The following is a 26,374-nucleotide window of genomic DNA, read 5'->3' as shown; positions in this document are numbered from 1 at the left end:
GGATCCGTTGTGAGGTGGTGCCGGGGATCACGGCGGCGGTGGGCTGTGCGGCGGCCAGCGGCATCCCGCTAACGCACCGGGATTGCGCTCAGTCGTTGCGGTTGATTACCGGGCATGGGCGGCTGGGCGAGCCGCAGCTGGATGCGGCTGCGCTGGCGGCGGTGAATGAGACGCTGGTGTTCTATATGGGGCTGAGCTGGAGTGCCTCGATCAGTGCGCAGCTCCAGGCAAACGGGCGCGACAGAGAGACGCCGGTGGCGATTATCGAAAAGGGGACCCGGCCGGATCAGCGGGTGCTGATCACTACCCTGGGCGGGCTGGCGGAGACGGTGGCGCAGGCGCAGCCGGTGTCGCCGTCGCTGCTGATGGTAGGAGACGTCGTGCGGTTTTACCGGGCAGATTTGCAGGAGCAGGGCGTTGTGCGTGCAGCAGGCGCAGGCTGGAGCGGGCTGTGAGGGCGGTGCGTCGTGCAGCAGGGGCAGGCTGTGAGAGCGGTGCGTCGTGCAGGAAAGGCCTGCCTGATCGCAAAGGATTCCCGCCTCCCTGCGGATTGGGCTCGCCCTCCCTGGCTCGCACACTTTGCTCTTCAGGCAGGCCTTACCTGCCCGGCTGACGGCAGTGCTTTCTTTAGCTCAAAACGCTGCGTGCTAATCCGTTACATCGCCCGCTTCATGGGTAGAGGGGCCACCAGCACTTTCACGCCCAGCGCTTCGAACGCGCTGACCTGAGCAGCGCTGATGCCGCTGTCGGTAATCAGATAGTGAATGTGGCTCCAGTCGCAGGGCAGCGCAAACATCGATACTTTGTCGATTTTGCTCGAATCGGCGACCACGTAAACCGTGCTGGCCGATTTGATCATCGCCAGTTTTACCTTGATGTCGGTTTCACTGGGAAAGCTCAGGCCGAGACGCGGCGAGATGCAGGCGGTGGCCAGAAAGAGTTTTTCAGCCAGCACGTTCTCAAAGAAACTGGCCGCTTTTTCGCCAGAGGTGGAGAGCGTCGGAAATTTAAAGGTGCCCCCGGTGAGCAGGATGTTGATCCCCGGCTCGCCACCCAGCTTCAGGGCGATATTCACCGCGGTCGTTACCACGGAGAGACGCCGGATATGGCTGAGGGCATCAGTGATGGCCGTGGTGGTGGTGCCGGAATCGAAAATCACCGTATCCCCATTTTCGATGTGCTGCGCCGCCAGTCGGCCAATTGCCTCTTTCTCTTCCAGATGTGTCTGCCGCTCCAGCAGCATTGCACCGCTGTTCTGTTTACCGGTCATCAGGGTCGCGCCGCCGTGATAGCGCTGTACAAACCCCTGTTTTTGCAGCATACGCAGGTCGCTGCGCAGGGTGGCCTCCGTCAGCCCAAAGGTTTCCGTCAGGGCTTTAACCGTGACGGTGCCATCCTCACGGATCATCTCCAGAATTTTCTCGCGGCGTTGCTGCATGTCAGCGAACTGCTCACTTTTGCTTTTCAATCGAAATGCTCCCTTTTCCAGTGACCTGACGGGTCGGGCAAACAGGCTCTTTGTGGCTGAGTTTAACGCGCCCTTTTTCTGAATGCGAGATAGCCCGGCGCGTCATTGATTTTCGAATGAAAATAAAAAGCAGACAGGTCGTTGAATCTCTCACGCTTTCCGGATCGCGCCTGTCAGGCTTTATTTCACTACTGCAAGCCAGATCACGCCTTTTCAATCAGATAAGCGGCGCGGGCTGTGAGATGGTCGAAATTTGATCTGCTCCACATATCATTTCTTTTCGATAGCATATATTTTTGTTCGAAAATGAGTAAGCCAACGGCATCAGCAAAAATCTGAGGGGAAGAGTGGGATGAGTGGTGAATATGACGTAAACCTGCGCTACGGCGTGGATACCGCCCTGAATCTGGGTGACAAAGTGGCCGTCGTGACCGGCGGGCTGGGCGGGATTGCGATGGCCACCAACGGCATGCTGCTGGAGAAGGGGGCGCGTCTGGCACTGCTCTATCCGCCGTTTGAAGCGGAGAAGGTTGCCAGTCTGCAGAAGGACTTTGCCGCCGACCGGGTCCGGTTTGTCTGCTGTGACGTTACCGACCCCGCCTCTGTCGACGCCGCCTTTGAGACGGTGGTTGCCCACTATGGCCGCATCGACATTCTGGTGAACTGCGCAGGCTACGTGATGCTGCAGCCGGTGGTGGAGACCGACTTTGCCGAGTGGCAGAAGCAGATCGCCGTCAACCTCACCGGGCCTTTTCTCTGCTCGCAGGCGGCTGCACGACTGATGATCCGGGCGGGTGCGGGCGGCAAAATTATCAATATCGCCTCACAGGCTGCCTCGATCGCTATCGACAACCATGTCGCCTACACCTCAGCCAAAGCGGGCCTGCTCGGCATGACCAAAGTCATGGCGAAAGAGTTTGCCCCGCATCGTATCAACGTAAACACCCTGTCGCCCACCGTGGTGCTGACGCCAATGGGCGAAAAAGCGTGGCGCGGCGAGAAGGGCGAGCAGATGAAAAAGCTGATCCCGCTGGGACGCTTTGCCTACACCGACGAGATCGCCGCCGCCGTGCTCTTTTTCGCCAGCAACGGCAGCGACATGATTACCGGCGCGGACCTGATGATCGATGGGGGCTTCACCATCTGGTAACGCCACGCTGACACCCGGGAATGAACACCCTGACATAACGATAAGCGAGAACATCATGAAAAACCGTACCCTGCTGTGTAGTGCCGTGGCTGCCTGTCTGGTTTCGCAGGCGGCGTTTGCCGCCGAAAAAGGCACCATTATGATCCTGGTTAACTCACTCGATAATCCCTATTACGCGTCAGAGGCCAAAGGGGCCAATCTTAAAGCGCAGGAGCTGGGCTACAAAACCACCGTGCTGTCGCATGGTGAAGATGTGAAGAAGCAGAGCGAACTGATCGACGCCGCGATTGGTAAAAAAGTGCAGGGTATCGTGCTCGATAACGCTGACTCCACTGCCAGCGTGGCGGCCATTAAAAAAGCCAAAGATGCCGGGATCCCGGTGGTGCTGATCAACCGTGAAATTCCGGTGGATGACGTGGCGCTGGCCCAGATCACCCACAACAACTTTCAGGCCGGCTCTGACGTGGCCAACGTCTTCGTGGAAAAGATGGGTGAAAAGGGTAAGTACGCCGAACTTGCCTGCAACCTGGCGGATAACAACTGCGTGACACGCTCGAAATCGTTCCATCAGGTGCTGGATCAATATCCCGACATGCAGAGCGTGGCGCGTCAGGATGCCAAAGGCACGCTGATCGACGGCAAGCGCATCATGGACAGCATCCTGCAGGCGCACCCGGATGTAAAAGGGGTCATCTGCGGCAACGGGCCGGTGGCGCTGGGGGCGATTGCGGCACTGAAAGCGGCGGGGCGTGACGACGTGATTGTGGTCGGGATTGACGGCAGCAACGACGAACGCGACGCGGTGAAAGCCGGCACGCTGAAAGCCACCGTCATGCTGCAGGCGCAGGCGATTGCCGCCGAAGGGGTGACCGATCTCGACAACTTTATTCAGAAGGGCGTGAAGCCGGAAAAACAGCGGGTGATGTTCCGCGGCATTCTGATCACCCCGGAGAATGCCAAAGGCGTTCAGGACTTCAACTACAAGTCGTAATTAACCGCTGCCGCGCCTGCGCTGGCGGGCGCCTGGGAGAAGAAGATGTCCCGAAGAGTCTGGCTGACGCTGGTGGTCACGCTGCTGAGTGGCTGCCGAATTGTGTCGCAGCAGGAGCTGGCTGACCTGAAAAATCCCCCTAACCCGAAGATGGCTGATATTGACCAGCTCTGGCAGCAGAAGCTGGTGCCGCAGCTCCAGGCGGAGGCGCGGCCCGTGTCAGCGCTGCTGACCGCAATGCGGTCAGCCAAAGATTTTGACACTGCCTGTCAGACCTACGGCTATCGCACTCAGGCGGAGAATCCCTGCATCTTCAGCGTCTCGGTACAGGGCGATGTGACGGCAGTCAACACCACTTCACGCAGCGGAAAGATGACCGTAAAGGATGAATCAGGTGACAGTGTCACTATTCAGATCGGGCCGATCATCCGTGGCACCGCACTGCGTGATGGCTACCGGGGCGCAGGTTATCAGGATTTTAACGACCAGGTGCTGTTCGGTGACTTCGGCAAGGCGATTAATCAGCACGCCTCGCAGATGATGCAGCAGTTCGCGCCGAAGGTGGGCGATAAGGTGAAGGTGACCGGCGTGTTCAGCAGCTGGGACATTCCGCAACAGCTGCCGGATATCACCCCGGCCGCCATTTCCCGGCAATAAGGAGCGGCAGATGCAGCAACCTCAACAGCCCGGCGATGTGATTATTGAAACGCGCAACCTGTCGCGTCTTTACCCCGGCGTAACCGCACTCGATCAGGTCAACTACCGGGTTTACCGCAACAAAGTGAATGTCCTGATCGGCGAGAACGGCGCCGGGAAGTCCACCATGATGAAGATGCTGGCCGGCGTGGAGACGCCTTCATCGGGCGAGATTCTGCTGGATGGCCGGCCGGTGTCGCTTCACTCCACCCAGCAGGCGGAGAAACAGGGGATCAGCATCATTTTTCAGGAGCTGAACCTGTTTCCAAACATGAACGTCATGGACAACATCTTTATCGCCAACGAGTTTTTCCAGCGTGGGGTGATCAACGAGAAGTATCAGTATGCGCTGGCGAAGTCGCTGCTGGAGCGGCTGCAGCTGGATGTCGATCCCTTTGCGCCGCTGGGCGAGCTGGGTATCGGTCATCAGCAGCTGGTGGAGATTGCCCGGGCGCTCTCCAAGGATACCCGGGTGCTGATCATGGACGAGCCGACCAGCGCGCTCAGCCAGTCGGAGGTGAAAGTGCTGTTCAGCGTCATTGAGCAGCTCAAGCGGCGCGGCGTCACCATTATCTACATCTCCCACCGGCTGGAGGAGCTGATGGAGATCGGCGATCACATCACGATTTTCCGCGATGGCCGCTTTATCAGTGAGCGCGAGGTGCGCGACGCCAGCGTGCCGTGGATTATCGCGCAGATGGTGGGCGACCGGAAAAAACAGTTCGACTTCCAGCCTGCCCCGCAGGGGGAAACCGTGCTGGAGGTGGAGGGGCTGACTGCCCTGCATCAGAACGGAGGCTACAGGCTGAATGCGGTGAGTTTTACGCTGCGCAAGGGGGAGGTAATCGGCATCTATGGCCTGCTCGGCGCTGGTCGGACAGAACTGTTTAAAGGGCTGATTGGCCTGATGCCCTGCCAGTCGGGCCGGGTGCGGCTGGCGGGCCGCGATCTGGCCAGACGCAGCTTCCAGCAGCGGCTGAAAAGCGGCATTGCGCTGGTGCCGGAGGATCGCAAAGGCGAAGGGGTGATTGAACTGATGTCGATCACCGCCAACATGACGCTCTCGGACTTCAGCCTGCGCGGCTTTCGTCGGGCGCTGGGGCGGCTCAACCCGCGTCGCGAGCAGCAGCGGGTCAGTGAGATGATCGGCCATCTGGCGATCAAAGTCAGCGATCCCGACCTGCCGGTCACGTCGCTGAGCGGCGGTAATCAGCAGAAGGTGGTGCTGGGTAAGGCGCTGATGACCGGGCCGCAGGTGGTCCTGCTGGATGAGCCGACACGCGGCATCGACGTGGGCGCGAAGACCGATGTCTATCACCTGATTGGCAATCTGGCGCAGCAGGGGCTGGCGGTGATGTTCTCCTCCTCCGAACTGGATGAGGTGATGGCACTGGCGGACCGGATTTTAGTGATGGCCGATGGCCGGATAACGGCCGATCTGCCCCGCGCAGCGGCCACGCGCGAACACCTTATCGCGGCATCAACCCCGCAGGATTAAGCGGGCCGGAGAATCTGATGAACCAAAAATATCTGCTCTACATGTACCTGCTCAAAGCGCGCACCTTCATTGCGCTGCTGATCGTGGTCTGCTTTTTCAGCGTGATGGTACCGAACTTTCTCACCCCCTCTAATCTGCTGATCATGACGCAGCACGTGGCGATCACCGGGCTGCTGGCGATAGGGATGACGCTGGTGATCCTGACCGGCGGCATAGACCTCTCGGTGGGCGCGGTGGCCGGGATCTGCGGGATGGTGGCGGGCGCGCTGCTGACCAATGGCATTCCGCTATGGGGCGGCAACACGCTGTTTCTCAACGTGCCCGAAGTGATTCTGGTGGTAGCCCTCTTTGGCATCCTGGCCGGACTGATTAACGGCACGGTGATCACCCGGCTGGGCGTGGCGCCCTTTATCTGCACCCTGGGCATGATGTATGTGGCGCGGGGCGCGGCGCTGCTGTTTAACGATGGCGGCACCTACGCCAATCTGGTCGGGCTGCCCGCCCTGGGCAACACCGGCTTTGCCGTGCTGGGGTCCGGCACCCTGCTGGGCGTCTATCTGCCTATCTGGCTGATGCTCGGCTTTTTACTGCTGGGACTCTACCTGACGCGCAAAACGCCGCTGGGGCGCTATATCTATGCCACGGGCGGCAACGAGTCCGCCGCACGGCTGGCAGGGGTGCCGATCATCAAAGTTAAAATCTTTGTCTACGCCTTTTCCGGCCTCTGCGCCGGGCTGGTGGGGCTGGTGGTGGCGTCTCAGCTGCAGACCGCGCACCCGATGACCGGCAACATGTTTGAAATGGACGCCATCGGGGCCACCGTACTGGGCGGCACCGCGCTGGCGGGGGGACGCGGGCGCGTCTCCGGCTCGATTATTGGCGCTTTCGTTATCGTCTTCCTGGCGGATGGCATGGTGATGATGGGCGTCAGCGATTTCTGGCAGATGGTGATTAAAGGGCTGGTGATTGTCACGGCCGTGGTGATTGATCAGTTCCAGCAGCGTCTGCAAAGCAAAGTGGTGCTGCTGCGTCGCCATGAAAAAAAGCCGCAGCCGGCACCCCTCACTGATGTGCGTCACACGTAACAGGAGTAATGATGAACGGAAAACAGCAGGGAAAAACTGTCGTGATCACCGGTGCCTGCCGGGGGATTGGAGCCGGTATCGCCGCGCGGTTCGCCCGCGACGGGGCGCGGCTGGTGATGGTGTCCAATGCGGACCGGGTGTTTGCCACCGCCGACCAGCTGCGGCAGCAGTATGGCAGTGAGATTCTGGCGCTGCAGGCTGACGTGACCGATGAAGCCGCGGTGCAGCAGCTCTATCAGCAGGCCGCCGAACGCTTTGGTCAGATTGATGTGTCGATCCAGAATGCGGGCGTCATCACCATTGACCGGTTCGATACGCTGCCAAAAAGCGACTTTGAGCGGATTCTGGCGGTCAATACCACTGGCGTCTGGCTCTGCTGTCGTGAAGCGGCAAAATATATGGTGACGCAGCGCAGCGGCAGCCTGATCAACACCTCGTCGGGGCAGGGACGGCAGGGCTTTATCTACACGCCGCACTATGCCGCCAGCAAAATGGGGGTGATTGGCATCACGCAGAGCCTGGCGCTGGAGCTGGCCCCGTGGAACATCACGGTCAACGCCTTTTGTCCCGGTATCATTGAGAGTGAGATGTGGGATTATAACGATCGGGTCTGGGGAGCGATCCTCAGCAGCGAAAAGAAAACCTACGGCAAAGGTGAGCTGATGGCGGAGTGGGTCAACAACATTCCGCTGAAGCGCGCCGGACAGCCGGAGGATGTGGCCGGACTGGTGGCCTTTCTGGCCTCCGAGGATGCGCGCTACATCACCGGTCAGACCATTAATGTGGATGGGGGTCTGATCTTCTCCTGACGGCGTCGGACGCGGCTGGCCTGCCGCACAGGCGGGCTTTTTTCAGCCAGACTTTTCTGTTATATGCACATTTTGCCGCTGCTGTCCTGCATCGCCGTCACAATATGTTAAGGTAATGATTGATAATTTGGCTTTTGTTGCAGCAACGAATCAATCAATTTACCAGGTGACATGATACGGAAAACGGGTTTTCTCGCCTTAATCACGCTGTCGCTCTCCGCGATACCCGCCGCGCACGCGTTTCAGACCGACACCGCCGTGTCAGAGACGCCATTCGACGATCCTGCGCGCTACAGCGACGCCCTGCCGACCCTCGGCAGTGCCAGCGATCAGGATGAGGCGTGGAGCAAAAAGCTGGCGGCCGTCGCCAAAAGTATCGGCGAGGCGAGCAAAAACGACAGCAACGTCACGTTTGGCCAGCAGGCGGGCATCTGGGCGTTCAATCATCTGCGGGATGAGGTGGCCGAACGGGTAGAGAGCGAAGGGCAGTCGCTGCTGTCGCCTTACGGCACTGCACAGCTCGATCTGAAAGTGGACATGGACGGAAACTTCACCGGCACCGGCGGCGATCTCTTCAGCGCCCTGGCCGATGAAAACAGCCTGCTCACCTTCAGCCAGCTTGGCCTGCACGAAACTGACGATGGGCTGGTCGGCAACGCCGGACTGGGCCAGCGCTGGGAGGCGGGTAACTGGCTGCTGGGATACAACGGCTTTGTCGACCGCACCTTCAGCAGCGGTCTGCAGCGCGCCTCGGTCGGCACAGAGGCGTGGAGCGATTCGCTGCGCCTCTCCGCCAACTACTATCAGCCTCTCTCCGGCTGGAAAAACCTGAGCGATTCCCGGCAGCAGCGGATGGCGCGCGGCTATGACATCACCAGCCAGAGCTATCTGCCGTTCTACCGGCAGCTCGGCGTCTCCGTCAGCTATCAGCGCTATCTGGGGGAGAATGTCGATCTGTTTAACAGCGGCAACCGCTATCACAACCCTTCCGCCATGTCGTTTGGTCTCTCCTACACGCCGGTGCCTCTGGTGACGCTCTCCGCCACCCACAAAACCAGCAGCGCCGGCGAGAGCCAGGATCAGCTGGGTCTGAAGCTCAACTACCGTTTCGGCGTGGCGCTGCGCCGCCAGCTTGATGCCGATAACGTCGCCGAAGCGCACTCGCTGCGCGGCAGCCGCTACGATACGGTGACCCGCAGTGAGACGCCGGTGCTCGCCTTCCGTCAGCGTAAAACCCTGTCGGTCTTTCTGGCGACCCCGCCCTGGCAGCTCAGCAGTGGCGAGAGTCTGCCGCTGAAGCTGCAGGTGCGCGCCAGTTATGCTATCCGGGCGGTGAGCTGGCAGGGCGATACGCAGGCACTGAGCCTGACACCGCCTGCCAACAATGCCGATCCGCAGGGCTGGAGTGTGATCCTGCCGCAGTGGGACCCGTCACCCGATGCCAGCAACGAATATCGCCTGTCGGTAACGCTGGAGGACAGCAAACAGCAGCGCGTGACCTCGAACTGGATCACTCTGAAGATTGCGCCACCGATGCCGATGGATGACGTGTCGCAGAACGATCGCTTCGATCTGATGGCTCCCGGCGCGGCGCTGTAACCACCTCCGCGGCCTCTGCGGCGGCGTTGTCCCGCCTGCTCTGCCTGAGCCGGGCGGGGGCTGAAAAGCAGTAACATCATGTTGCAATCATCAGCCGCAACTATCGCAGCAATGGATAAGGCGTGACGGGAAAATGCCGATAACTACAGCAGTTCCCACTCCTTTTCGGATTTGCTGATGCGCCTGAATGTACTGAAAACTCTGCTTCCCTCCTTTATCCGTCAGCGTGGCCTGCACGCTGCCGCGTCGTTCACGTCGCTGGGCGGCGCCATGGCCGTGATTGAGTTCACCCCGGCTGGCATTATCCGCCGGGCCAGTCCGCTGTTTCTGGCGACGATGGGATACCGGGCGGAGGAGATCGTGGGTCAGCATCACCGCATGTTCTGTCCGCCTGCGCTGGTGAACTCGGCTGAATATCAGCGTTTCTGGCAGCGCCTCGCGGCAGGGGAGAGCTTCAGCGACAAATATCTGCGGCTGGCTAACGGTATGCGTCCGGTCTGGCTGGAGGCCAGCTATATTCCGGTGACCGATCGACGCGGCCGGGTGTTCAAAATCATCAAGATCGCCGCCGATATCTCAGAGAGGATGCAGTCGTCGCTGGAGAAGGAATCCATCATAAACGCGATCAGCCGCTCGATGGCGATGATCGCTTTCAGCCCTGACGGGATTGTGCTGGAGGCAAACGACAACTTTCTCCAGGCCACCGGCTATCAGGCTGCGGAAGTGGTGGGACAGCATCACCGGCTTTTCTGTTCAGCGGAACTTTCAGGGAGCGAGGAGTACCGTCAGTTCTGGGCGCGGCTGAATCAGGGGGAATTCTTTTCGGGGCAGTTTCCCCGGCTCAACCGGCGGGGCGAACCGCTCTGGCTCAGGGCGACCTACAATCCGGTCTTCAACAGCGACGGGCAGCTCGACAAAATTGTGAAGTTCGCCACCGATGTGACGGAGCAGGTGCTGCGTAATCAGCAGGAATATGACGCGGCGCTGAACGCCTGGAATATGGCGGTTCAGACGCGGGGCAGTGCGCAGGCCGGGGCCAATGTGATTGAAAACAGCATTCAGAAGATCAGCCAGATCGCTCAGGAGATGGGCGATGTGTCGGCCGATGTCTCGCGCCTCAACAGTCAGTCTGCCAGCATCGATGGCATGGTAGAAACCATCCGGCGTTTTGCTATGCAGACCCGACTGATCGCCCTCAATGCCGCCATTGAGGCGGCGCGGGCAGGCGCGTCGGGCCGCAGTTTTGCCGTCGTCGCGGCCGAGGTGCGCACCCTGGCCGCCAGCGTCAGCAGCGCGACCGAGGAGATCGAACGGGTTGTGGCGGGCAATAACGAACTGGCGCGAGAGGTGCTGCGTGGCATTGAAACGTCGCTGGCGAGTACCGGTCAGGGAGTGAGCCTGATGCGTGAGGCAGGCGAGGTTATCGCCAGCATTCAGAAAGATTCGGAGCGGGTTGAGAGCGCCGTGCGTGAGGTTGCCCGGGCGGCACACGGCGAGTAATCGCCCATAAAAGGCGGGCTGAACAGTCCGCCGCAGCAGCGGCCCGGCAGGGCCTGCATCCCGTCAGCCTGTCGTCCGGCAGCGCGTCTGTCAGCGCACGATGGCCATCACCACCCGTAATGCATGGGTATAGATATCTCTCTGGCCGTTGACGGAGCGCGCCTCCTGCTGCCGGAGAAACGCCAGGATCTCCTCCGCGCCCGCTGGCTGGCCAGACCTCAGCAGGCTGGCGACCGCATGGCCGACCACGGCATGCACCTCATCCATGTCGACCGGTTTATTCGTGCTCAAAGGCGACCCCCGCGCAACAGTGTTGCTGAATGTTTTCTGAAAGCGGTCTGCTGAGGCGATGCCGCGAGCCCGGGCTGGCCGCCGCCCTGATGTGTGCGGCCATCATGGCAACGCCTTCACTAATTTGTCCCGCAGCTTAGCGACCTGGGCTGTCAGATCGACGAGTTCATGGCAGGCCGTGTCCATCACCGAAATCATATCTGCCGGCACGCCCGCCGCCGTCACTTTAAGCTGGTGGCCCTGCTCGGTCAGGGAGACCCATACCCGGCGCTCATCCTGGCCGGTATCACGCTGGCGGCAGATCACGCCCGCACTCTCCAGCCGCTTAAGAAGCTGACTGAGCGTGCCGGAGTCGAGCCGGACGCGCGCCCCGATTTCGGAAACGGTCAGGCGATCTTTTTCCCACAGCACCAGCAGCACCAGATACTGCGGATAGGTCAGCCCCAGCGGCTTCAGCCGTGACTGATACAGTTTTGTCATCGCGAGGGAGGCGGAGTAGAGCGCAAAGCAGAGAAACTGATCGATCGTTTCCGGTGCTGCGCCATGCGGCGGCGTTTCACAGATCCCCGTGGTTTCATCGTTCATATGTTTACTCATTCTGAGTCGGGGACGGGGGGCGGCATCCTGATGCGTCTCCGCTGTAAGGGCACCGCAGTTGCTCCGGGTTGGCAACCCTGGCGGCCACCTCGCTTTACGCTGTCAGGCACCCGCTCTGTCGGGGGCCGTTGCGGCGGGAAGAAACCGGTTCCGTTGCCCCCGGATGGAAAGGCAAACCAGTATTGAGTCAAATTAAATTGAAGTCAACCCAACCGGCAGCCACGCCGGGTGCACAACGTGCTGAAGCGGCTGCGCGTTCAGCACGTCTCCACCCGCCACGTTCGGTGCGGCGTGGTCTGCCGGAGAGCGTTAAACCGTAAAGGTCTCGACCATGCCGCGCAGATCGCGCGCCTGGGCCAGCAGTGACTGCGAGGCTGACGAGGACTCCTCCACCAGCGCGGCGTTGTTCTGGGTAACCCCATCCATCTGACTTACCGCAACGCTGACCTGAGAGATACCCTGCATCTGCTCGCTGGAGGAGAGTGAGAGGTTGTCCATCGCATCGGCCAGTTCACCGACGCGGCTGACAATCTTCAGAATACGTTCACCCGTTCCCGCCGCGACGCTCACACCGCCTTCGACCTGCGTCACGGCCTGCTCAATCAGCTGTTTGATGTCACGGGCTGCTGTGGCGCTGCGCTGGGCCAGTGAACGGACCTCACCGGCAACGACCGCAAATCCGCGACCCTCTTCACCGGCGCGCGCCGCTTCCACGGCGGCGTTGAGCGCCAGAATATTGGTCTGGAAAGCGATCCCTTCAATCACCGCGGTGATATCCCGGACCCGGACCGCACTCAGCGAAATCTCCTGCATGGTCTGCGCCAGACGATGCACATCCGCTTCGCCGTCATGGGCCAGCATGGCCGCCTCGCGCGCAGAACCCGCTGTCTGCTGCGCGCCTGCGGCATTACTTTTCACTGTGGCGGTCAGCTGCTCCATACTGGCTGCGGTTTCCTGCAGGGCCGCGGCCTGCTCTTCGGTGCGTGAAGAGAGCTCCGTGTTGCCCTGGGAAATCTCATCGGCCGCCAGCGCAACCGACGCCGAGGCGTCTTTAATCTGCGTGACCATGCCGCGCAGGTGTGTCTGCATGCTGTTCAGTGAGGCGAGCAGGCTTGTCGTGTCACCCGTCCGCAGCGTGACCGGCGAGGTGAGATCACCAGCCGCGATCGCTGCCGCCAGCGTCTGCGCCTGGATCGGTTCACCGCCCAGCTGGCGCATCAGCATCCGCACAATGAATGTGCAGGTGGCGACCGCCGCCAGCAGAGAGATGACCGTCAGGATCATCAGTATGCGGGTGGTGCGACCAATGCTGTTGCCATTCTCCACGACGGTCTCCTGGCTGCTGCGCATCTCAAGCTCGGTCAGCTCGTTTATTGCCTTCAGCAGGCTTTGCTGTGCCGGTCGCGCGACGTTTAACAGATAATCTGTGACCTCCTGCTGACGGTTTTCCAGCCCCAGTTTCCCCGCCGTCATCAGCGTGGAGAGGGCCGCACCCTCGCTGGACTCGATCCGCTCCATCGCTTCCCGCCCGGCCTGCCCGGCGTCCGTCTGCATCATGCGTGCCAGCGCTTCGCGGTTGCTGATGTAAAGCGCCCGCTGTTTCTGCAGGCGTTCCCACTCAGGCTGCATCGCCTTCGGATCGGTCAGCAGGGCAAGATTGCGCACGGCAATCGCCATATCACGGACGCCGCCCCGCATATCGAGCACCGTCTGATACTTTTTCAGCCGCACATTCACCACCTCGTTCATGCCATCGCGGGCACTGTCCAGGGCGTGAATCGCTGTGCCAGCACAGATAACTAACAGCAAAATCAGTAAACCAAAACCTGCACTCAGACGCGTTGAGATTTTCATGTGTTTTTCCGGAAGGGGTCATTAGTTAAGACGGTATCGGCCGTCAGCGGCAATTCTGGAGGGTTGCTATTAACTAAATTGAGCACTATTTATTACCGTGCTATTCAGTGACTTGCCGGGAAGAAACCCCGCAGGGGGATTAATTTATCCGGTCGGACCTGTTAAAACGCCCGCCGCTGCCGATAGATCCCTGACTGGTATGAGTGATCAGTTCTGCCCCTGCCGGTCAGGAGCGATCCTCTGCCTCACTGTCACACAGCCAGTGAGAACGCCTGATTAGTACCAGGCAGAAAAAAAGGGGTCATTATTGTCAGCCACGCGCAGACCGTGTTTAACCATCACGCCCCGGTTTTTTACAGAAAAATTAAAACAACACTCTGACACCTTTCATCACCAGGAATTAACGCATGCGCCTGAAACTTTTCTGGCTCGCAATGCTGAATATTGCGACCATCTTTTTACTTTCCACGTTGTGGGAATATGGGCTTGAGGCGCACCTCGCTCATCTGCTCGGCCTGAGCTATAACCTGGATTTTGAAACCAGCGAACGCTTACGGTTCATCCTGACGTCGACTGCTTTCGCCGGGCTGGCGATGGTGATTCCGGCGCTGCTGATTGCGGGTCTGATCCGCAAAATGCTGCTGGCCGAAAAAAATGCGCTCAGGCTGGCCGGAACCGATGCGCTGACCGGCGTACTCAATCGCCGATCGTTCAATGCGCATATCGCCGCGCTGGATGCCTGTGGGATGCCCTATACCCTGACGCTGCTTAATATCGATGATTTTAAAACTATCAACGATCTCAACGGCCATCGTCAGGGGGACACTATCCTGGTGGCGCTCGCGTCGATGCTGACCGCGTCGGCTGGCACGGAAAGTCAGGTGTTTCGCATCGGTGGCGATGAGTTTGCCCTGGTCATGGCGGCGTCTCAGGCCGAGCAGGCGCTGGTGGAGGCCGGCAGGATCTGTGAGCATGCCTCATCCATCCGCACCGGGCCGCATACCGTTATGCACCTCTCTGCCGGTATTGCCAGTTCTGACTGTCCGGGACAGGAGGATGTGGTGCGGGCCGCCGATCTGGCGCTCTGTGAGGCGAAGCGCAATAAAGAGGCCTGTCTGGCCCGCTTCACGCCGGATATGGCGCTGCGCTTCCTGCAGCGGGAGAAGCTGGAGCATGAGGTCGCCGCTGCCGTGAGCGGGCATGCCATCGTGCCTTTCCTGCAGCCGCTGGTTTCGCTGCGCACCGGCAACATCACCGGGTTTGAGATCCTGGCGCGCTGGATCACCGCCTCCGGTCAGACGGTGGCACCCGCGCAGTTTCTGCCCGTGGTAGAGCGGCTCGGGCTGATGGACAGCCTGACCGTGGCGCTGCTGCAGGATGCCGTCAGCGCCACGCGGGCATGGCCTGCCGGGCTCGGTCTGTCGCTGAATATCACCCCGGAGCAGCTGCTGAGACCTGCGCTGACCAACTGCCTCTCCGCCATTATGCAGCAGGCCGGGCCGGTGATGCTGGAGCTCGAAATCACTGAACAGAACGTGATGGCGATCTCCGACGATGCCCGTCAGGCGATCAGACGCCTCAGGGAGGAGGGGATTGGGGTCGTGCTGGATGATTTCGGCACCGGCTACTCCAACCTGTCGGTGCTGCTGGGGCTGGGGATTACCAAAATCAAAATCGATCAGTCGTTTATTGCCGGGATCGTCACCGGGTCGGAGCAGCGCAAGGTGGTGGAAACCCTGCTGACGCTCTGTCAGGAGCTGAACGTCATTATTACCGCAGAAGGTATTGAGGATGTCTCAACGCTGAGATGGCTGAGAAAGCGCGGTTGTGACTACGGTCAGGGCTATCTCTTCAGTCGTCCGATACCGGCTGAGCAGGCCACACTGCTGCTGGCGTCGGCGGATGCAGAGGGATTCATCCAGGAAGCCGCCGTCTCCGTTATTGAGCCAGACCCGGAGGCTCAGCTGGCACAGCGATAAAAAAACGGGCCCGGCAGCGTGTGCCGGGCCGCACGGGCATCAGAACTGATAGATCAGACCCACGGCCGTAATATCATCCGTGGCCAGTTTAAGCGGGTTGTTGTCTTTCAACAGGTTGATGCGGTATTCGCCATAGACCGACATATTCTTGTTGAAGTAGTAGGTCGCACCCACCGCGGTGTATTTGAAAATGTCGGCGTCGCCGATATTCTCAATCTCTTTACCTTTTGATGAGACGTAACCCACAGACGGACGGAAACCATTCAGGAACTGATACTGAGCAACGGCTTCAAAGTTCTGCGCCTTGTTTGCGAAACCGTTGGTGATCGGCGTGGCGTTCAGGGTTTCACCATACATCGCGGCCAGATAAACCTGGTTCGCATCATATTTCACTGAGGTCGCCCAGTGCTGCGCTTTTTCACCTTCACCGCGTGGGGCGGCGTTCTGCGCCGTTGTGCGATCCAGGCTGGCAAAGGCCCCGGCGAAGCTCAGGCCGAAATCGAAGTCATAAGAGGCAGAGAGGGCAAAGCCATCGCCGTTAGAACGACGAACGCCGTCGGTGTTAGCGCTGCGATCGTTTTTACCCTGATACTGCGCGGCAACGTTTAATCCCTGAACCAGGCCAAAGAAATCGCTGTTACGCCAGGTCAGCACGCCGGTTGAGCGGCCAGAGAGGAAGGCGTCGGTGTAGCCGGAATCGCCGCCAAAGAAGGGCAGCATATCGGTGTAACTCAGCGCGTCATACACCAGGCCGTAGTTACGTCCATAATCCAGCGCACCGGCTTCGCCAAACTTCAGGCCAGCGTAACCCAGGCGGGTACGGTTGCCGCTCTGCGCATCGCTGCCTTCTGAGTTGTGCAGGCTGTACTGATACTGCCAGAAACCGTAGCCGGTCAGCTGATCGGTAATCTTTGTTTCGCCTTTAAAACCCAGGCGGGAATAAGAGGAGGTATCACCGTTGTTCTTATCGTCGTCAGAAAAGAGGTGCGACACGTTAATCTTGCCGACCAGATCCAGCTTATTTCCATCCTTGTTATAAATTTCTGCGGCCTGCACTGAAGAGAGACCGAGCAGTAACGGCATGACAGCCGCCAGTAAAGTGCGCTTCATCATTTATTCATTACCCTGTATTCATTAATTATTATGCCCCCGTTGCGGGGAGAAAAGAAAATGACACAAAAAGTTAAAATCACAAAGCGCAATAAAAGTAACAAAATGTGATATGCATATTCAGTAAAGGAAAATGCGTGTCTGAAAGACGATTAAATTCTGGGGTAATAAGTATTTCTTCTGATTAATTTTACCGGATTTAATAAAAAAATGATGATTATCAGTGGTTAATTTTTAGATGTAGCTTTTCTTCCCCTGGCAGTTTGTACGTTTTTAAATCATCAATCCCGCTGGTTAAATTATGGATAAAGCATTAATGCAAATAAGCGATAAGGGTTTTATTCTAACCATTAGCCTGCGTAGCAATATCTGTTCATCTTTATTTCAAAGATTATTCCGCTGCCAATCATCACGCCGGGAATAATGCAGAAGAAATCGTTTTCATTTTATTTATCCGCTTAAAAAATAATCAGGCCAGACGTCGGTCTGCCCGCTTAAATGAAAAGATTCTGTTAAATCCTGGCATGTCGTCATCCTCTCTCGCTGAATATTCTGCGCCTCATCCTGCACCGTCGCGAGGCAGGCTGCGCTAAAACAGGGCACTCTTCGGGCCTTTTGCGGAGTGATTGTTTATCAGCGATCACAAAAGCGATATTTCATCCCGCGATTGCATAATTCCGCTATTTAAAACCCGGCTCTGCCGCTGCAATCAGACAATTATTCACTATATATGCAAAAAAAGTGAATAGCAGCGGCGTGTAACTTATTGATATTGCGTCATGATGACGACTTTATGCAGTTAATTCTCTGGCTGGCACGTTAACTGCACTCTACAGTAGGGCTGCATTACAACATCCCTTAACAATTTTAAAACAATAGCTTTACCCGACCGGGAAAGCAGGAGAATGGGTTATGGCACTGCACGTTTCACGTCACGATTTCGATCAATGGATGATGCCGGTTTATGCACCCGCGACATTTGTCCCGGTTCGCGCGGAGGGCTCAACCGTCTGGGATCAGAATGGCAAAGACTACGTCGACTTCGCCGGTGGCATCGCCGTGAATGCGTTAGGGCATGCGCATCCGGCATTACAACAGGCGTTGCAGGAGCAGGCCGCCCGTTTATGGCACACCGGCAATGGCTACACCAATGAGCCGATCCTGCGACTGGCAAAGCAGTTAATTGATGCCACCTTTGCTGACCGGGTCTTTTTCTGTAACTCCGGTGCGGAGGCCAACGAAGCGGCGCTGAAGCTGGCGCGCAAAGTGGCCCACGATCGGGTCGGCCCGGAGAAAAGTGGCATTGTGGCATTTAAGAATGCGTTTCATGGCCGCACGCTGTTTACCGTTACCGCCGGGGGACAGCCCGCTTACTCTCAGGATTTTGCCCCGCTGCCACCTGCCATCCAGCACGCCCCGTTTAATGACCTGGCGGCCGCGGCGGAACTCATTAATGACCAGACCTGCGCAGTGATTGTGGAACCCATCCAGGGGGAGGGCGGCGTGCTGCCTGCCGATCCGGCGTTCCTGCGCGGACTGCGTGAACTTTGCGACAGGCATCAGGCCGTGCTGATTTTTGATGAAGTGCAGAGCGGCGTGGGCCGCACCGGTTCGCTTTATGCCTATATGCACTACGGCGTCACACCCGATGTCCTGACCAGCGCCAAAGCGCTCGGCGGTGGCTTCCCGATTGGGGCGATGCTGACGCGCGACGATCTGGCGAGCGTGATGGGTGTCGGCACACACGGCACCACCTATGGCGGTAATCCGCTGGCGGGCGCGGTGGCCGGTAAAGTGATGGAACTGGTCAATCAGCCGGACTTTATGACGGGAGTGACAGAGCGTCACCAGTGGATCGTCTCGGCTCTGGCGGAGATCAACCAGCGTCTGCAGCTGTTTAAAGAGGTGCGCGGCCTGGGCCTGCTGATAGGTGCGGTGCTGAGCGATGCGTATGCCGGCAAAGCCAAAGCGATTAACCTGGCTGCCGCTGAGATGGGCGTCATGGTGCTGATTGCGGGCGCGAACGTGGTGCGTTTTGCCCCGGCCCTGAACATCAGCGAGCAGGAGGTGAAGCTGGGTATGGCACGCTTTGCCGAGGCCTGTGAAAGCCTGGTACGAGGGTCCGCATCATTACGAGGGTCCGCATCATGATGGTAATCCGTCCGGTTGAACGCGATGATTTAAGCCAGCTGATGACGCTGGCAGGCAAAACCGGCGGCGGGCTGACCTCGCTGCCGGTCGATAGCGCCACGCTTCAGGCGCGAATCGATCGATCGCTGCAAACCTGGCAGGATACGCTGCCGCGCGCTGAGCAGGGCTACGTCTTTGTGCTGGCCGACAGTGAAGATAATCGCGCGGTGGGCATCTGCGCCATTGAAGTGGCGGTAGGCCTGCAGGACCCCTGGTATAACTTCCGCGTCGGCACTCAGGTGCACGCGTCGAAAGAGCTGAACGTCTACGCCGCGCTGCCGACCCTGTCGCTGAGTAACGACCACACCGGCAGCAGCGAGCTCTGCACCCTGTTTCTCGACCCTGAGTATCGTGACGGCAAAAATGGCTATCTGCTCTCCAAATCACGCTTCCTGTTTATGGCTAACTTCCGTGACCGTTTTATGGAGCGGGTAGTCGCGGAGATGCGGGGCGTCAGCGATGAGCAGGGCCACTCACCCTTCTGGGAGAGCGTCGGCAGCCGCTTCTTCTCAATGGACTTCAGCAAAGCGGACTTCCTCAGCGGCACCGGCCAGAAAGCCTTTATTGCCGAACTGATGCCGAAACATCCGCTCTACATCGACTATCTGACCCCGGAGGCGCAGGCGGTCATCGGCCAGGTTCACCCGCAGACGGCACCTGCCCGGGCCGTACTGGAAGCGGAGGGCTTCCGCTACCTCAACTATATCGACATCTTTGATGGCGGCCCGACACTGGAGTGCGACATTGACCGCATCCGCGCCATTCGCAAAAGCCGGCTGCGCGGCGCAGAGCGGGGTGAAAATCCGGCGGATGCACCGCTCTGCCTGGTCGCCAATAACCATTACCGCCAGTTCCGTGTGGCGCTGATCCCGGCAGATGCCGACGGTGACAGCATAAAACTGACGGACGAACAGATGCGGGCGCTCCACTGCCAGCCGGGCGACAGCCTGCGGGTGGTGACGCTCTGCAAAGAGGAGAAAACAGCATGACGCACCTGATTAAGGGAGAGTGGCAGAGCGGTGAGGCAGAGCACCTGACGAAAGCGGACCCGGTGAGAGGGGAACCGCTCTGGCAGGGGCAGGCGGCTTCGGCAGAGCAGGTCGCCGCCGCCTGCGAGGCGGCGCGCGCCGCGTTTCCGGGCTGGGCAACCCGCCCGCTGGCGGAGCGCCAGGCGATCATCGAAAAATTTGCGGCCGGTCTGGACGCGCAAAAAGCGGAGCTGGCCGACACCATTGCGCGTGAAACCGGGAAACCGCGCTGGGAAGCGCTGACCGAAGTGGCGGCGATGATCAATAAAATCGGCTTTTCAGTGAAGGCTTACCATAGCCGCACCGGTGAACAGCAGCAGGGCGAAAGTTCCCTGCGCCATCGTCCCCACGGCGTGCTGGCGGTGTTCGGCCCCTATAACTTCCCCGGTCATCTGCCAAACGGCCACATCGTGCCGGCGCTGCTGGCGGGAAACTGCGTGGTCTTCAAACCCAGTGAGCTGACGCCGCTGACCGCCGAAAAAACCGTGCAGATCTGGCTGGCGGCAGGCCTGCCTGCCGGTGTGCTGGGGCTGCTGCAGGGCGGACGTGAAACGGGCCAGGCGCTGGCCAGCTGCAGCCAGATCGACGGCCTGCTGTTTACCGGCAGCGCCCATACCGGCTATCAGCTGCATCGCCAGTTTGCCGGTCAGCCTGAAAAGATGCTGGCGCTGGAGATGGGCGGCAACAATGCCCTGATTGTCGAGGATCCGGCGGACCTGGATGCGGCGGTCAATATCACGCTGCAATCCGCCTTTATTACGGCGGGACAGCGCTGCACCTGCGCCCGTCGCCTGCTGGTGAAGCGCGGAGCGGCGGGAGAGGCGTTTCTGCAGCGGCTGGTGGAGGTTGCAGGCCGGCTGCAGCCGGCGGCCTGGGATGCCGAACCGCCCCCTTTTATGGGCAGCGTGATTTCAACCGGCGCGGCAGAGAAGATCATGGCGGAGTGGCAGCGGCGGGTGGAGGCGGGCGGCGAGGTGCTGCTGGCGATGCGCTGGCCGGATCGCCACAGCGCGATCCTGACGCCCGGCATCATTGATATCACCGGCGTGCAGGGCATTCCGGATGAGGAGGTTTTTGGCCCGCTGCTTAATGTGATCCGTTACGACACCTTTGACGAGGCGATAGCACTGGCGAACCAGACCCGCTACGGCCTGTCGTGTGGCCTGATCTCCCCCCTGCGCGCGCAGTTTGATCAGCTGCTGCTGGAGGCGCGAGCCGGCATCGTCAACTGGAACAAACCGCTCACCGGTGCCGCCAGTACCGCGCCGTTTGGCGGCATTGGGGCCTCGGGTAACCATCGGGCCAGCGCCTGGTACGCGGCAGACTACTGCGCCTGGCCGATGGCCTCGCTGGAGTCGCCGGATCTGACGCTGCCCGCCACGCTCTCACCTGGCCTGGATTTCTCACCCTCGGAGACGTTGCTATGAAGGCCACCGAAGCGAACTTTGACGGTCTGGTGGGGTTGACCCACCACTATGCCGGGCTCTCATTTGGTAATGAAGCTTCAACCCGCAATCAGCTGCAGCCCTCGAATCCCCGTCTGGCGGCAAAGCAGGGGCTGCTGAAGATGAAGGCGCTGGCCGATATGGGGTTTGTGCAGGGGGTGATCCCCCCGCATGAGCGTCCTAATATCGCGGCGCTGCGTCAGCTTGGCTTCCGTGGCAGTGACGAGCAGGTCGTGGCGTCGGCCGGGAAAACCGCGCCGGGCTTACTCTCTGCCGCCAGTTCCGCCTCGGCGATGTGGGTCGCCAATGCGGCCACCGTGTCGCCGTCAGCCGACAGCGGTGATGGCCGGGTTCACCTGACGGTGGCCAACCTGAACAATAAATTTCACCGCGCGATGGAAGCCCCGGAAACCGCCGGGCTGCTGCGCGCCATCTTCCGCGACAGAGACCATTTTGCGGTGCACGATGCGCTGCCTCAGGTGGCGATGTTCGGCGATGAAGGAGCCGCAAATCACAACCGCCTGGGGGGCGACTATGGCGAGCGGGGCGTACAGCTGTTTGTCTATGGCCGTGACAGCAGCCATGAGGGGAAAGCCCCGCAGCGCTATCCGGCGCGCCAGACGCGCGAGGCCAGTGAAGCGGTCGCCCGTCTGCATCAGCTCTCACCTGAACACCTGCTGTTTGCGCAGCAGAATCCGGCGGTTATCGACCAGGGGGTTTTTCATAACGATGTGATCGCGGTGAGTAACCAGCAGATGCTCTTCTGCCATCAGCAGGCGTTTGTCGATCAGCCTGCACTGCTGGCGCAGCTTTGGGCACGCGTGCCCGGATTTGTGGCGCTGGAAGTGCCGGACAATCGGGTGTCGGTAAAAGATGCGGTCGACACCTATCTGTTTAACAGCCAGCTGCTGAGCCGTCCCGACGGCACCATGATGCTGGTGCTGCCGGAAGAGTCGCGTCAGCATCCGGACGTCTGGCGTTACCTGTGCGAGCAGGTGGAAGGGGATGGGCCGCTGAAGGATCTGAAGGTGTTTGATCTGCGTGAAAGTATGTACAACGGCGGTGGGCCAGCCTGCCTGCGTTTGCGGGTGGTGCTGACGCCTCAGGAGCAGCAGGCCGTCAATCCCGCCGTGCTGATGAACGATCGGCTGTTCGCCGCCCTGAACAGCTGGGTTGACCGCCACTACCGCGATCGGCTGACCCAGGCCGACCTGGTGGATCCGCAGCTGCTGCGGGAGGGTCGTGACGCGCTGGATGAACTGACGAAGCTGCTAGACTTAGGAAATGTGTATGCATTTCAGCAGTGAAGGCGATGGCAGCACGGGCTGCCACCTGCCTGAGGCGTAAAGGAGGAACGATGCAGGACTTTTTGCAGCAGACACTGTCCGGTGAGGCACCGCGAAAGCGCAGGGGGGAAACGGCGCATCTTCGCTGGCAGTGGTTGTATCACGGCATCCTGCTGATGGAGCCGGTTGTGCCCGTTAAGCAGGCGCTGGTGCTCTCGGCAGGGATCCACGGCAATGAAACGGCCCCGGTGGAAATCATGAATCAGCTGGTCAATGCGCTGCTTCGCGGCGAAAAGCCGCTACAGCAGCGGATGCTGGTGATTCTGGGCAATCCCTCTGCGCTGCGCACCGGCAAACGCTATGTCCGTTATGATATTAACCGGCTGTTTGGCGGACGCTGGCAGCAGGTGGACGATGGCGATGAGGCGCGCCGCGTGCTGCGGCTGGAGCAGGCGCTGGAGAACTTCTGGCTGCTGGGCGAATGCGATGAGACGCGCTGGCATCTCGATATGCACACGGCGATTCGCGGCTCATACCATCCGCAGTTCGGCGTCATGCCGCAAAACGATCGTCCCTGGCCTTCCGCGTTTCTCGACTGGCTGGCGGCTGCCGGTCTGGAGGCGCTGGTCTTTCATCGCGCACCGGGCGGAACCTTTACCCATTTCAGCTGTGAACATTTCGGTGCGGCCAGCTGCACCCTGGAGCTGGGGAAGGCGCTGCCGTTTGGCGAAAACGACCTGCGCCAGTTTAGTGCCGCACAGCAGGCGCTGGCGGCGCTGCTCTTTGGTGACCCCATGCCCGCCACCCGCGTGAAGCCGCGCCACTATCGGGTTGCGCAGCAGATCACCCGGCTGAGTGAGCACTTCAGGCTGCACATGACGCCGGAGACGCTGAACTTTACCGCCTTTCCTCAGGGCACGCTGCTGGCCGAGGATGGGGATACCCGCTACTACGTGCAGCAGGCGCGGGAATATGTGCTTTTCCCGAATCCTGGCGTTGCTGCCGGGCTGCGTGCCGGCCTGATGCTGATTGAAGAGGGCGAACAGACCCAGGCGCTGCCTCTCTGACGTGGGTAACTGACGGGTTACAGCGATCCGCGCTAAAAATCGGCAGGAAAGCGGGAGATCCTCTTCCGCTTTCCTGCCGAAACCCTTACACTCCTCCACGATTTCTGCGAAATTCGCTGTAAATTCATAAAGTTTTTCAATTCCTCACGCCTTTCTTCTCATTCTCTTCATGATTGCCGGATTTTTGTCTTTTATGCTTTCACGGCTTTACTCAGGCTCTGAGTAGTTGACGTTCAGCGTCGTATTCTTGTTTCCGAAGACGCGACAGAGTGCTGTCGTCATTATCATGAATCATAAGGACACTATTATGCGCAAACTGACTTCCCTGTTACTGGCTTCTTCGCTGGCGTTTGGTGCAGCCAGCGCCGTCCATGCCGCCGCGGATTCCCTGACGCCTCCGCCAGCCGGCAGCGAAAAAGCGATGCATAAGCCGCCAATGCGCCACGGCATGGAGATGATGTTCCACGGTCTGAATCTGACCGACGCGCAGAAAACCCAGATGCGCGACATCATGAAAGAGAGCCACAAAGATATGCAGCGTCCGTCACAGGATGATCGCCGTGCGATGCACGACATCATCGCGGCTGACAGCTTCGATAAGAGCAAAGCCGAAGCGCAGGCAGAGAAGATGTCTGCTAACGGTAAAGAGCATGCGCTGAAGATGCTGGAAACCCAGAACAAACTCTATAACGTGCTGACGCCGGCGCAGAAGAAACAGTACAACGCCAACTTTGAGCAGCGCCTGACCGAAAAAGGCCCGCGCGAAGGCAACATGGCGCCACCGGCACCACCGGCTGAATAATCTGAGCTAAGCGGCGTTTCTGAGACCGCCGGTGCTGTCCACTGCAGGTAAGTGGACAGCACCGGCGGTTTTTTTACAGCGGCAGGATAGGGTAGTCACCCGAGAGGATAGGACGGCAGAGGATTTTGTAGCCGTCGTGATCGAATCCCCCTTTGGGCCGCTGCAGTTTTTTTGCCTCTTCCATGCTGCTGACCGACCCCAGATAGAACCAGTGATCGATGACGTGGATCTGCGTCATCTGTTTGCCTTCTTCCACCAGCCCCACGGCACCCTGCCACGGCCAGCAGAAGACCCGCACGTTCTCCAGCGCTTCCAGCAGCCGATCCTGGTGATCGCTGACCGGCTCTTTACCGCAGCAGGCCCCGGCGCAGCGGCGCAGTGCCGAACGAAAGCAGCCCCGCTGCGGACTCAGGGCTTCCAGACCCAGCAAACCGTGACAGAGCTGATACTCATCGGCGAGTTGCTTGAGCCGTTCCAGCGCAGCAAACCGGCTGCGATAAAGCCCGAAGAGATTAGGTGACTGGCTGAAATCGAGATCCTTTGCGTAGACCACTTCGGGTTTGCCGTGGGTGATCTGCAATGAACAGAGCTGCCGGTTTTTGCGCAGGCGTTTATTAAACAGCGGCTGCTGGGTTTTGATCATCTGTGCTTCCAGCAGCAGCGCGCCGAGATCGCCCGCGGTGGGGATCCAGCTGACGCGTCGCGACTGGCGCAGCATCTTCGCCTCGTCAGGGGTGCGAAAATGGGACATCACCCGCGAGCGCAGATTCACGCTTTTGCCGATATAGAGCGGCAGCGACTCACTCTCGCCGTGGAAGGTGTAGACGCCAGGGTGATTCGGCAGGCCTTCCAGCCACTCACGCAGGTGTTCGGGATATTGATATAGCGCATTCGCGTCGGGTTCGAGGCGATGCGAGGCAGCACGTCTGACCAAAGTGGACTCCATTTACTGGTTGTCCATACAGCATAACAAACCGGTGAAATGATCGCCAGCCGTCTGATCAGCGCGGCCGTGTCGCCAGCCAGCAGATGAGGGAGCCCAGGGTGATCATCGCCACGCCCTGCCAGAAAGCGAGCGGTGGCGTCAGGCCGAGCCACAGCGATCCCAGCAGGGCCGACAGCACCGGCGTAAAGTAGGAGGCCGTCGCCAGCAGCGTCAGGTTTCCCTGCTGAATGCCGTGATTCCAGGCGGAATAGGCGATGGCGGTGGAGAGGCCGACAAACAGGACTTCCAGCAGCGGCAGCGGCGCAAAGGTCAGCGGTGTCGGGTTGACGGCAAATTTCAGCCACAGCGCCAGCGCGGTCAGGATAAAAAAGAGCGTGACGCCGTTGGCACCGCGCGCATAGCGGCGGGTGAAATTGTTATAAAGCGCCCAGGTCAGGGCGGCCAGAAAGGCAAGAGCATAGGCGACGGGATTGCGCAGCATGTTCTGCCACAGCAGCGCCGGCGCGCCACTGCCGCTGCCTTTCATCACCCAGACGATACCCAGCAGCGACAGCAGCAGACCGGGCCACAGCCAGACGCGGAAACGCTGCTGATTAAACGGGATCGCCAGCACGATCGTCAGGCAGGGCCAGAGATAGTTGATCATCCCCAGCTCCAGCGACTGACGGCGATCGCTCGCCAGTCCGATAGCCAGCGCCAGCGCCATCTCATAGCCGACAAAGAGCGCGCCGCCGATCCAGAGATAGATCGCAGGCATCGCCCCTGGCCTGGGCAGACCCCGGGTCAGGCAGAGCAGACAGGCGGTGGTGGTGTAGATCAGCGCCGCGCCGCCGGTGGCACCAAAGGCCTCACTGACACTGCGCAGCAGGCCGACAGTGGTGCTCCAGAGCAGAATGGCGATAAGCCCGATCAGGGTGGCGCGTGAAACGGTGGCAGGCATGTAGCGATCAACAGCGTGAGTGAAAGGAGCCCCCCTTGCCTGT

At 59.7% G+C, this 26,374-nt stretch carries 23 protein-coding genes; 16 read left to right on the top strand and 7 right to left on the bottom strand.

Annotated features, from left to right (window positions below; all coding sequences use genetic code 11):
- Window positions 1-455 (top strand): uroporphyrinogen-III C-methyltransferase (locus tag CKF42_RS02960; RefSeq protein ID WP_233501020.1); only part of this gene is annotated, 455 nt, incomplete at its 5' end.
- A gap of 200 nt (window positions 456-655) precedes the next feature.
- Here the strand turns inward: CKF42_RS02960 and CKF42_RS02955 are convergent.
- On the bottom strand, window positions 656-1,468 hold the full coding sequence (locus CKF42_RS02955) for a DeoR/GlpR family DNA-binding transcription regulator (RefSeq protein WP_111207471.1): 813 nt from the start codon (window positions 1,466-1,468) through the stop codon (window positions 656-658).
- Between the two features lie 352 nt (window positions 1,469-1,820).
- Between CKF42_RS02955 and CKF42_RS02950 the strand changes: the two genes are divergently transcribed.
- The 8 genes from CKF42_RS02950 to CKF42_RS02915 all read left to right on the top strand — a co-directional run bounded on the left by CKF42_RS02950 (window position 1,821) and on the right by CKF42_RS02915 (window position 10,796).
- A complete protein-coding gene (locus CKF42_RS02950; protein ID WP_111207469.1) occupies window positions 1,821-2,618 on the top strand; it encodes a GolD/DthD family dehydrogenase in 798 nt (265 codons plus the stop codon).
- Between the two features lie 55 nt (window positions 2,619-2,673).
- The gene (locus tag CKF42_RS02945) at window positions 2,674-3,609 is read left to right on the top strand and encodes a D-ribose ABC transporter substrate-binding protein (RefSeq protein ID WP_046101702.1); all 936 of its coding nucleotides are present in this window, start codon (window positions 2,674-2,676) and stop codon (window positions 3,607-3,609) included.
- Between the two features lie 45 nt (window positions 3,610-3,654).
- Entirely contained in the window at window positions 3,655-4,266 is a 612-nt protein-coding gene (locus tag CKF42_RS02940; protein WP_111207467.1) for a DUF2291 family protein, read from the top strand.
- A gap of 10 nt (window positions 4,267-4,276) precedes the next feature.
- Complete coding sequence (locus CKF42_RS02935) at window positions 4,277-5,803, top strand: sugar ABC transporter ATP-binding protein (protein WP_111207465.1); 1,527 nt, start codon at window positions 4,277-4,279, stop codon at window positions 5,801-5,803.
- A 17-nt stretch (window positions 5,804-5,820) separates the two neighbouring features.
- Window positions 5,821-6,888 carry an ABC transporter permease gene (locus CKF42_RS02930; protein WP_009090581.1) on the top strand — a complete coding sequence of 356 codons (1,068 nt, stop codon included), beginning with the start codon at window positions 5,821-5,823 and terminating at the stop codon, window positions 6,886-6,888.
- An 11-nt stretch (window positions 6,889-6,899) separates the two neighbouring features.
- Window positions 6,900-7,697: an SDR family oxidoreductase gene (locus CKF42_RS02925; RefSeq protein WP_111207464.1), complete on the top strand. Its 798-nt coding sequence runs from the start codon at window positions 6,900-6,902 to the stop codon at window positions 7,695-7,697.
- Between the two features lie 171 nt (window positions 7,698-7,868).
- Window positions 7,869-9,296, top strand: a complete 1,428-nt coding sequence (locus CKF42_RS02920) for a YchO/YchP family invasin (RefSeq protein ID WP_111207462.1) — start codon at window positions 7,869-7,871, stop codon at window positions 9,294-9,296.
- 177 nt (window positions 9,297-9,473) lie between these two features.
- A complete protein-coding gene (locus CKF42_RS02915; protein WP_111207461.1) occupies window positions 9,474-10,796 on the top strand; it encodes a PAS domain-containing methyl-accepting chemotaxis protein in 1,323 nt (440 codons plus the stop codon).
- A gap of 90 nt (window positions 10,797-10,886) precedes the next feature.
- Here CKF42_RS02915 and CKF42_RS02910 read toward each other — a convergent pair whose 3' ends face one another.
- The 3 genes from CKF42_RS02910 to CKF42_RS02900 all read right to left on the bottom strand — a co-directional run bounded on the left by CKF42_RS02910 (window position 10,887) and on the right by CKF42_RS02900 (window position 13,538).
- Complete coding sequence (locus CKF42_RS02910) at window positions 10,887-11,087, bottom strand: hypothetical protein (protein WP_111207460.1); 201 nt, start codon at window positions 11,085-11,087, stop codon at window positions 10,887-10,889.
- 102 nt (window positions 11,088-11,189) lie between these two features.
- Complete coding sequence (locus tag CKF42_RS02905) at window positions 11,190-11,672, bottom strand: MarR family winged helix-turn-helix transcriptional regulator (RefSeq protein ID WP_233501019.1); 483 nt, start codon at window positions 11,670-11,672, stop codon at window positions 11,190-11,192.
- A gap of 321 nt (window positions 11,673-11,993) precedes the next feature.
- The gene (locus tag CKF42_RS02900) at window positions 11,994-13,538 is read right to left on the bottom strand and encodes a methyl-accepting chemotaxis protein (protein WP_111207458.1); all 1,545 of its coding nucleotides are present in this window, start codon (window positions 13,536-13,538) and stop codon (window positions 11,994-11,996) included.
- A 407-nt stretch (window positions 13,539-13,945) separates the two neighbouring features.
- Between CKF42_RS02900 and CKF42_RS02895 the strand changes: the two genes are divergently transcribed.
- Entirely contained in the window at window positions 13,946-15,517 is a 1,572-nt protein-coding gene (locus CKF42_RS02895) for a bifunctional diguanylate cyclase/phosphodiesterase (RefSeq protein WP_046101709.1), read from the top strand.
- Window positions 15,518-15,556: 39 nt separating this feature from the next.
- On the opposite strand, the gene CKF42_RS02890 is transcribed toward CKF42_RS02895, so the two are convergent.
- A complete protein-coding gene (locus CKF42_RS02890) occupies window positions 15,557-16,630 on the bottom strand; it encodes a porin (RefSeq protein WP_111207456.1) in 1,074 nt (357 codons plus the stop codon).
- 909 nt (window positions 16,631-17,539) lie between these two features.
- Between CKF42_RS02890 and CKF42_RS02885 the strand changes: the two genes are divergently transcribed.
- The 6 genes from CKF42_RS02885 to spy all read left to right on the top strand — a co-directional run bounded on the left by CKF42_RS02885 (window position 17,540) and on the right by spy (window position 24,445).
- Window positions 17,540-18,778 (top strand): aspartate aminotransferase family protein, encoded by a 1,239-nt coding sequence (locus tag CKF42_RS02885; protein ID WP_111207454.1) that lies wholly within the window; start codon window positions 17,540-17,542, stop codon window positions 18,776-18,778.
- A complete protein-coding gene (astA, locus tag CKF42_RS02880) occupies window positions 18,775-19,806 on the top strand; it encodes an arginine N-succinyltransferase (protein WP_009090571.1) in 1,032 nt (343 codons plus the stop codon). Before CKF42_RS02885 ends, astA begins: the two co-directional genes overlap by 4 nt.
- Entirely contained in the window at window positions 19,803-21,272 is a 1,470-nt protein-coding gene (astD, locus tag CKF42_RS02875; protein ID WP_111207452.1) for a succinylglutamate-semialdehyde dehydrogenase, read from the top strand. Before astA ends, astD begins: the two co-directional genes overlap by 4 nt.
- A complete protein-coding gene (gene astB, locus CKF42_RS02870; RefSeq protein WP_111207450.1) occupies window positions 21,269-22,597 on the top strand; it encodes an N-succinylarginine dihydrolase in 1,329 nt (442 codons plus the stop codon). Before astD ends, astB begins: the two co-directional genes overlap by 4 nt.
- Window positions 22,598-22,647: 50 nt before the next feature.
- On the top strand, window positions 22,648-23,643 hold the full coding sequence (gene astE, locus CKF42_RS02865; RefSeq protein ID WP_111207449.1) for a succinylglutamate desuccinylase: 996 nt from the start codon (window positions 22,648-22,650) through the stop codon (window positions 23,641-23,643).
- Window positions 23,644-23,950: 307 nt separating this feature from the next.
- A complete protein-coding gene (gene spy / locus CKF42_RS02860) occupies window positions 23,951-24,445 on the top strand; it encodes an ATP-independent periplasmic protein-refolding chaperone Spy (protein ID WP_009090567.1) in 495 nt (164 codons plus the stop codon).
- Window positions 24,446-24,518: 73 nt separating this feature from the next.
- On the opposite strand, the gene cho is transcribed toward spy, so the two are convergent.
- Window positions 24,519-25,379, bottom strand: coding sequence for an excinuclease Cho (gene cho, locus CKF42_RS02855; protein ID WP_009090566.1), 861 nt, complete (start codon window positions 25,377-25,379; stop codon window positions 24,519-24,521).
- A gap of 67 nt (window positions 25,380-25,446) precedes the next feature.
- The gene (gene yddG / locus CKF42_RS02850) at window positions 25,447-26,331 is read right to left on the bottom strand and encodes an aromatic amino acid DMT transporter YddG (RefSeq protein ID WP_111207448.1); all 885 of its coding nucleotides are present in this window, start codon (window positions 26,329-26,331) and stop codon (window positions 25,447-25,449) included.
- Between the last annotated feature and the right edge of the window lie 43 nt (window positions 26,332-26,374).

Origin of the sequence: Pantoea sp. ARC270 (assembly GCF_003236725.1) — a bacterium.
Lineage (GTDB): Bacteria > Pseudomonadota > Gammaproteobacteria > Enterobacterales > Enterobacteriaceae > Pantoea > Pantoea anthophila.
The sequence above is the reverse complement of the archived record's forward strand: the minus strand, read 5'-3'. Positions and strand labels throughout refer to the sequence as shown.